The 6386-nt window shown below is 59.2% G+C and carries 6 protein-coding genes; 1 reads left to right on the top strand and 5 read right to left on the bottom strand.

Annotated features, from left to right (window positions below):
• Window positions 1-107 precede the first annotated feature (107 nt).
• The 5 genes from ACR0M3_RS15560 to glyA all read right to left on the bottom strand — a co-directional run bounded on the left by ACR0M3_RS15560 (window position 108) and on the right by glyA (window position 5617).
• Entirely contained in the window at window positions 108-530 is a 423-nt protein-coding gene (locus ACR0M3_RS15560; protein ID WP_480484278.1) for a universal stress protein, read from the bottom strand.
• Window positions 531-611: 81 nt separating this feature from the next.
• Window positions 612-1985 carry an alanine/glycine:cation symporter family protein gene (locus ACR0M3_RS15555; RefSeq protein WP_480488771.1) on the bottom strand — a complete coding sequence of 458 codons (1374 nt, stop codon included), beginning with the start codon at window positions 1983-1985 and terminating at the stop codon, window positions 612-614.
• A gap of 25 nt (window positions 1986-2010) precedes the next feature.
• Window positions 2011-2955 carry a lipoyl synthase gene (lipA, locus tag ACR0M3_RS15550; protein ID WP_480488769.1) on the bottom strand — a complete coding sequence of 315 codons (945 nt, stop codon included), beginning with the start codon at window positions 2953-2955 and terminating at the stop codon, window positions 2011-2013.
• A gap of 14 nt (window positions 2956-2969) precedes the next feature.
• Entirely contained in the window at window positions 2970-4352 is a 1383-nt protein-coding gene (lpdA, locus tag ACR0M3_RS15545) for a dihydrolipoyl dehydrogenase (protein WP_480911576.1), read from the bottom strand.
• 11 nt (window positions 4353-4363) lie between these two features.
• Window positions 4364-5617 (bottom strand): serine hydroxymethyltransferase, encoded by a 1254-nt coding sequence (gene glyA, locus ACR0M3_RS15540; RefSeq protein ID WP_480484282.1) that lies wholly within the window; start codon window positions 5615-5617, stop codon window positions 4364-4366.
• A gap of 146 nt (window positions 5618-5763) precedes the next feature.
• Between glyA and ACR0M3_RS15535 the strand changes: the two genes are divergently transcribed.
• On the top strand, window positions 5764-6366 hold the full coding sequence (locus ACR0M3_RS15535) for a helix-turn-helix domain-containing protein (RefSeq protein WP_480484283.1): 603 nt from the start codon (window positions 5764-5766) through the stop codon (window positions 6364-6366).
• Window positions 6367-6386: the final 20 nt, after the last annotated feature.

Genomic DNA, 6386 nt, shown 5'->3' with positions numbered 1-6386 from the left:
GAACCGGCATCTCCCACCCGGCAAAATCAACCATCTTGCCGCCCAACTCAACGTGAAGCCCATACAACGGCGTGCGTCTAATCTCGGTCATTGATCCAACCTTTCACTCAACGGGATTGGTCGCGAACAACCATGACGGTGCAATGCGCGTTGCGCACGACACGGGCCAGGTTCGGACCGATTTCATAATTCGGAAAATCACCCTTGGTCGAGGCCATGACGATCAGGTCAAAGCCGTCCTTGTAGGCGCGCTTGAGGATTTCACGGTAAACGCTGCCTTCTTCAACATGGACAGGCACGTCCGATGCGTTGCCATGATCCAGAATGGCCTGAACCGCATTTCGCACGTGGTCTTTGGCACCGGCACCATAGTTTGCGGGAAGGTTCGGCAGCTGGATGATCTCGGGGATAACGGCAACCGCGTGCAGTTCAGCCCCGTAGAACCTGGCCTGTTCCAAGGCGACTGGCAGGGCATTTTTCCACGAACGGTCGTCGGTGTGATCAATGGGCAGCAGGATTTTCGTGACCATCACGTCTCTCCTCGAGATATGGAATTCTGTTTTTAAAGGCGGGGGGCCGGAATGGCCCCCCGGTTTCAAGTCAGACCAAGCTTATTCGGCAGGCGCGCCGCCCGGCTCTTCGGACTTGCCGCCCGAGGCGAAGAACTCTTTCGTCAGCTTGAAGACGATCGGGCTCAGCAGGGCCAGGGCGATCAGGTTCGGAATGGCCATCATGGCGTTCAGCGTGTCGGCCAGCAGCCAGACAAAGCCCAGATCCGCGGTTGCACCGAAGTAGATCGCGATGATCCACAGGATGCGGTAGGGAAGCAGGGATTTCACGCCCAGCAGGAACTCGACGCATTTCTCGCCATAGAAGGACCAGCCGAGGATGGTGGTAAAGGCAAAGATCGACAGAGCGATGGCGATGATCGACCCGCCGATACCCGGCAGAGTGGTCTCGAACGCCAGCGAGGTCAGCGCCGCACCGGATTCCCCCGATGTCCACGCACCTGACGAGATGATCGCCAAACCGGTGATCGAACAGACGATAATAGTGTCGATGAACGTTCCCAGCATCGCGATCAGGCCCTGATTGACCGGGCCTTTGGTCTCGGCTGCAGCGTGCGCGATCGGAGCGGAACCCAGACCCGCTTCGTTCGAGAAGACACCGCGCGCCACACCAAAGCGGATGGCGGCCCAGACGGCTGCACCTGCGAAACCACCTTCGGCGGCTGATGGGGTGAAGGCGTAGGTGAAGACCAGCGACAGCGCATGACCGATGTTGCCGATGTTGATGATCAGGACCAGCAGTCCGGCAACGATATAGGCAATCGCCATGAACGGAACCAGTTTACCGGCGACCGCACCGATACGGGTGATACCACCCAGAATAACAGCGGCGGTCAGAACCATCAGAGCGACACCGGTGACCGAGGTGTTTACTCCGAAATTCGATTCCAGAACCTGTGCAACACCATTGGCCTGCACGCCGTTACCAATGCCAAAGGCCGCAACTGCGCCAAACAGGGCAAAGGCAACACCCAGCCACGCCCATTTCGCGCCCAGACCGTTCTTGATGTAGTACATCGGGCCGCCGACGAAGTTGCCCAGCTCGTCCTTTTCGCGGTATTTCACCGCGCAGACAGCCTCGGCATATTTGGTGGCCATGCCCACCAGGGCGGTCATCCACATCCAGAACAATGCGCCCGGACCGCCCAGGAAGACAGCAGTGGCAACACCGGCGATGTTCCCCGTACCGATGGTGGCCGACAGCGAAGTCATCAACGCGTTGAACGGGCTGATCTGCCCTTCGCCCTGACCTTCACGGCCTTTGAACAGCAGGCTGAAGCCCGTGCCAATGCGCAGGATCGGCATGAACTTCAGTCCGACCTGCAGGAAGAAGCCGACGCCAAGGATGAGAACCAGCATCAGCGGCCCCCACACGACGCCATTGATGGCCCCTACGATTGAATTTAACGCTTCCATGGATTCCCTCCCATTTGCGTTTGGTTTATGCCCCTTTGGCGATAGCCCGCTGGCGAGCCTGCCTGAGAGCAGCGAAATCTTCGTCCGCATGGAACGACGACCGGGTCAGCGGGGTTGCTGACACGTGCAAAAAGCCCTTGGACCGGGCAATCTGTTCCAGCTGGGCGAACTCTTCCGGTGTCCAGAACCGGTCGATTGGATGGTGTTTCGGGGTTGGTTGCAGATATTGGCCAACGGTCAGGAAATCGACCTGCGCTGCACGCAGGTCATCCATGACCTGACGCACATCCGCGAGTGTTTCTCCCAGGCCCACCATCAGGCCGGATTTGGTGAATAGTTCCGGATTGGCGCGCTTGGCATCATCCAGCAGCCGCAGCGACGTGTAATACCGCGCGCCAGGACGGACGGTCGGATATAGGTGCGGCACGGTTTCCAGATTGTGGTTGAACACGTCCGGTGCGGCGTCAAAGACTGCCTTGGCGGCGTCGCCCTTGCCCAGAAAATCGGGGGTCAGAACTTCGACCGTGGTGCCGGGGTTTTGGTGGCGTACCGCCCGGATGGTCTGGGCAATATGCTCGGCCCCGCCATCGGCCAGATCGTCGCGATCGACCGAGGTGATGACGACATGGCGCAGGCCCAGCTTCCTGACCGCCGCTGCAACGCGACCGGGTTCGAAAGCGTCCAGCGCGTCGGGGCGGCCAGTCGATACGTTGCAGAACGAACATCCGCGTGTGCAGACCTCGCCCATAATCATCATGGTTGCGTGGCGCTTGGACCAACACTCGCCGATATTGGGGCAGGCCGCCTCTTCGCAGACCGTCGCCAGATTGTGATCCCGCATCAGGCGCCGGGTTTCGTAATAGGCGGAGCTGTCGCCTTTTTTCTTGCGTATCCACTTGGGTTTGCGCGGAATGACGCTGTCGGCCTTTTTGGCTTTTTCCGGGTGACGTGGTCTTAGCTGGATGGTCATCTGGCTGGTCCCCGCTACGCGTGAATTGCCCGGCCCATGGCGTCAAGGCAGGCTTCTTTCACAGCCTCGCCCATCGCCGGGTGGGCATGGCAGGTGGCTGCGACCTCGGCGACCGTGATGCCCTTGGCCATGGCCAGAACCAGCTCGGCAATCAGATCTCCCCCATGCGCACCGCAAATATGCGCGCCCAGGATCTTGCCTTCGGAACTGGCCAGCACCTTGACGGCCCCGTCGGTCTCGCCGGTCGAACGCGCCCGCGAATTGGCCATGAAGGCAAACTTCCCGACCACGTATTCAATGCCCGATTCTTGCAAGGCTTCTTCGGTCAGCCCGACCGAGGCGACCTCGGGGTCGGTGTAAACCACGCCGGGCACGGTATTGTAGTCAACATGTCCCACTTCGCCTGCCAGCATCTCGACACAGGCAACGCCATCCTCTTCGGCCTTGTGTGCCAGCATCGGCCCTGGAACGCAGTCGCCAATGGCATAGATGCCGGGAACAGAGGTACAGAATGTGTCATCCACCTGAATAAAGCCGCGCGGGTCGCAGGCTACCCCCAGTTCTTCCAGCCCCAACCCGCGCGTTACCGGTCGGCGTCCGACGGCGATCAGAACCTTGTCGGCCTCGATCACCTCTTCCTTGTCTTTGCCAACCCGATCCAGAGCAAGCGTCAATCCGGCCGCGGTCTTGTTGACGGATTTCAATGCCCGACCAAGCTGGAACTTCAGGCCGCGCTTGGCCAGCGCCCGCTGCGCCAGTTTTGCAATCTCGCCATCTATGCCGGGCAGCACACGGTCCAGATATTCGACGACGGTGACTTTCGCGCCCAGACGCGCCCAGACCTGACCAAGTTCCAGACCGATCACACCTGCGCCCACCACCACCAGATGATCCGGCACGCTTTCCATCGCAATCGCGCCGGTCGAACTCAGGACGTCCTGCTCATCAATCTCGATCCCCGGTAGCGAGATAGGTTCCGACCCGGTCGCGATCAGAATGTTCTTTGCCTTATAGATGTCAGCGCCAACCTTGATCTGCCCGACTGAAGGGATGCTGGCCCAACCTTCGATCAGGTCAACGCCGTTCTTCTTGAACAGGAATGCGATGCCTTTGGTCAGGTCGCCCACGATCTTGTCCTTGCGCTCCATCATCGCGCCGACATTGATGCTGGCCCCCTCGACCGCAACACCGTGGGAGGAGAGATGTGCAAGCTCGGCATATTTGGCCGAGGAGGTCAGCAACGCTTTGGAGGGGATGCACCCCACGTTCAGACAGGTGCCGCCAAGAGCGCCGCGCCCTTCGACGCAGGCAACTTTCAGTCCCAGCTGAGCCGCGCGGATCGCGGCAACATAGCCGCCCGGTCCGCCTCCGATGACAATCAGATCGTAGGTGTTCATTTCGCGCACTTTCAGTAGATCGGGTGGCTTGCGCAAAGGGCGCGAACCTTTTCGCGGGTTTCTTTTTCGATGGCCGCGTCGCCTTCGGGCGACTGCGCCAACGCGTCCAGAACATCGCCGATCAGATGGCCGATCTGTTTGAACTCTTCAGGGCCAAAACCCCGGCTGCACCCGGCGGCAGTGCCCAGACGGATACCGCTGGTGATGGTGGGTTTCTGGGGATCGCCCGGAACGCTGTTCTTGTTACAGGTGAACCCGGCACGTTCCAGCGCGGCCTCGGCATCCTTGCCGGTCACACCGATCGGGCGCAGATCGACCAGCATCAGGTGGTTTTCGGTGCCACCCGAAACGATGTCACATCCGCGCGCCATCATGACATTGGCCAAAGCCGATGCACTGTCGACAACGCGCTGCATGTATTCTTTGAACTCCGGCTTCAGCGCCTCTCCGAATGCAACCGCCTTGCCGGCGATCACATGCATCAGCGGGCCACCTTGCAAGCCCGGGAATACGGCAGAGTTGATCTTTTTCGCCAGCGCTTCGTCATTGGTCAGAATGATCCCGCCCCGCGGGCCGCGCAGTGTCTTGTGGGTGGTTGAGGTGACGATATGCGCGTGCCCAATGGGCGAAGGGTGCAGGCCAGTTGCGACCAGACCCGCGATATGCGCCATGTCCGCCAGCAACCACGCACCAACTTCATCTGCGATCTCGCGGAAACGGACAAAGTCGATCTTCTGGGAATAGGCCGATGCGCCTGCGATGATCAGCTTGGGCTTTTCCGCCCGGGCCAGCTCGGCCACCTGGTCGTAATCGATCAGGCCGGCTTGGGTCAGACCGTATTGTACCGGCCGGAACCACTTGCCGGATTGGGCAGGTTTTGCACCGTGTGTCAGGTGCCCGCCCGCATCCAGCGACATGCCCAGGATGGTGTCACCGGGGCTCAGCAACGCCAGTTTGACCGCCCCGTTCGCCTGAGCGCCGGAATGGGGTTGAACGTTGGCGTATTCACAACCGAACAGCTGTTTCAGCCTTTCGATGGCCTCGACTTCGACCTCGTCGACATATTCGCACCCGCCATAATAGCGGCGCGCAGGATAACCTTCGGCGTATTTATTGGTCAGGACTGAGCCCTGAGCCTCGATCACAGCTTTCGAGACGATGTTCTCGGACGCGATCAATTCAATCTGTTCCGCCTGCCGTATTCCTTCGCGCGCGATCGACGCGGCGATTACCGGGTCAGCCTCATTCAGCGACGTTTTGAACATTATCCCCTCCTTCGGTTCCGAATCCTCAGTACGAAACTTTGTTTCCAATAGTGGAAAAAGATCCAATAAGGCAACATGAATCTCTTATTCAAGAAGTTGCGTATGTATGGGAAAACCTGTAGCCTTTGAAAAACAGGGGGAAATCCATGGTCGATGAAAGCCAAAACGATGTTTCCGGGCTGGAAGAACCGGACGAAGGCGAGGCTTTGGGCCGCTCCATTCGCGATGCGCGACGATCAAAAGGTTGGACTTTGGAAGAGGCTGGCCGTGCTGCGGGTATTGGTCGGTCCACTCTGTCCAAGATCGAAAACAACCAGACACGGCCCAGTTTTGAAATCGTGCGGCGCCTGACACAGGCGCTCGACATGAGCACGCCACAGCTGTTCCTGCAATCGGGTCAGTCGGGCATCTCGGGTCGCCGCGATTTCACTCCAAAAGGCGAGGGAGAATTCAAGACCACGCCCACCTATCATCACGAACTGCTGTGTTCCGAACTGACCAGCAAACGGATGCTACCCTATATCGCAACGATCAAGGCGCGGGATGTATCCGAGTTCGACACTTGGATTCGGCACTCTGGCGAAGAATTCATGTATGTACTCAGCGGCGAGCTGATTTTCCTTTCCGAACATTACCGACCCTTGCCCATGAAGGCCGGGGATTCACTGTATTACGACAGTGGAATGGGCCATGGCTGTATCTCGACCAGCGACGAAGACGCCAGGATTCTGTGGGTTTCGCTGGAGTGATATCAGAAAACCGCATGCTT

The organism is Ruegeria sp. O5, from assembly GCF_056535105.1.
Note: the sequence above shows the minus strand (reverse complement) of the source record. Positions and strands in the feature narration are given on the sequence as shown.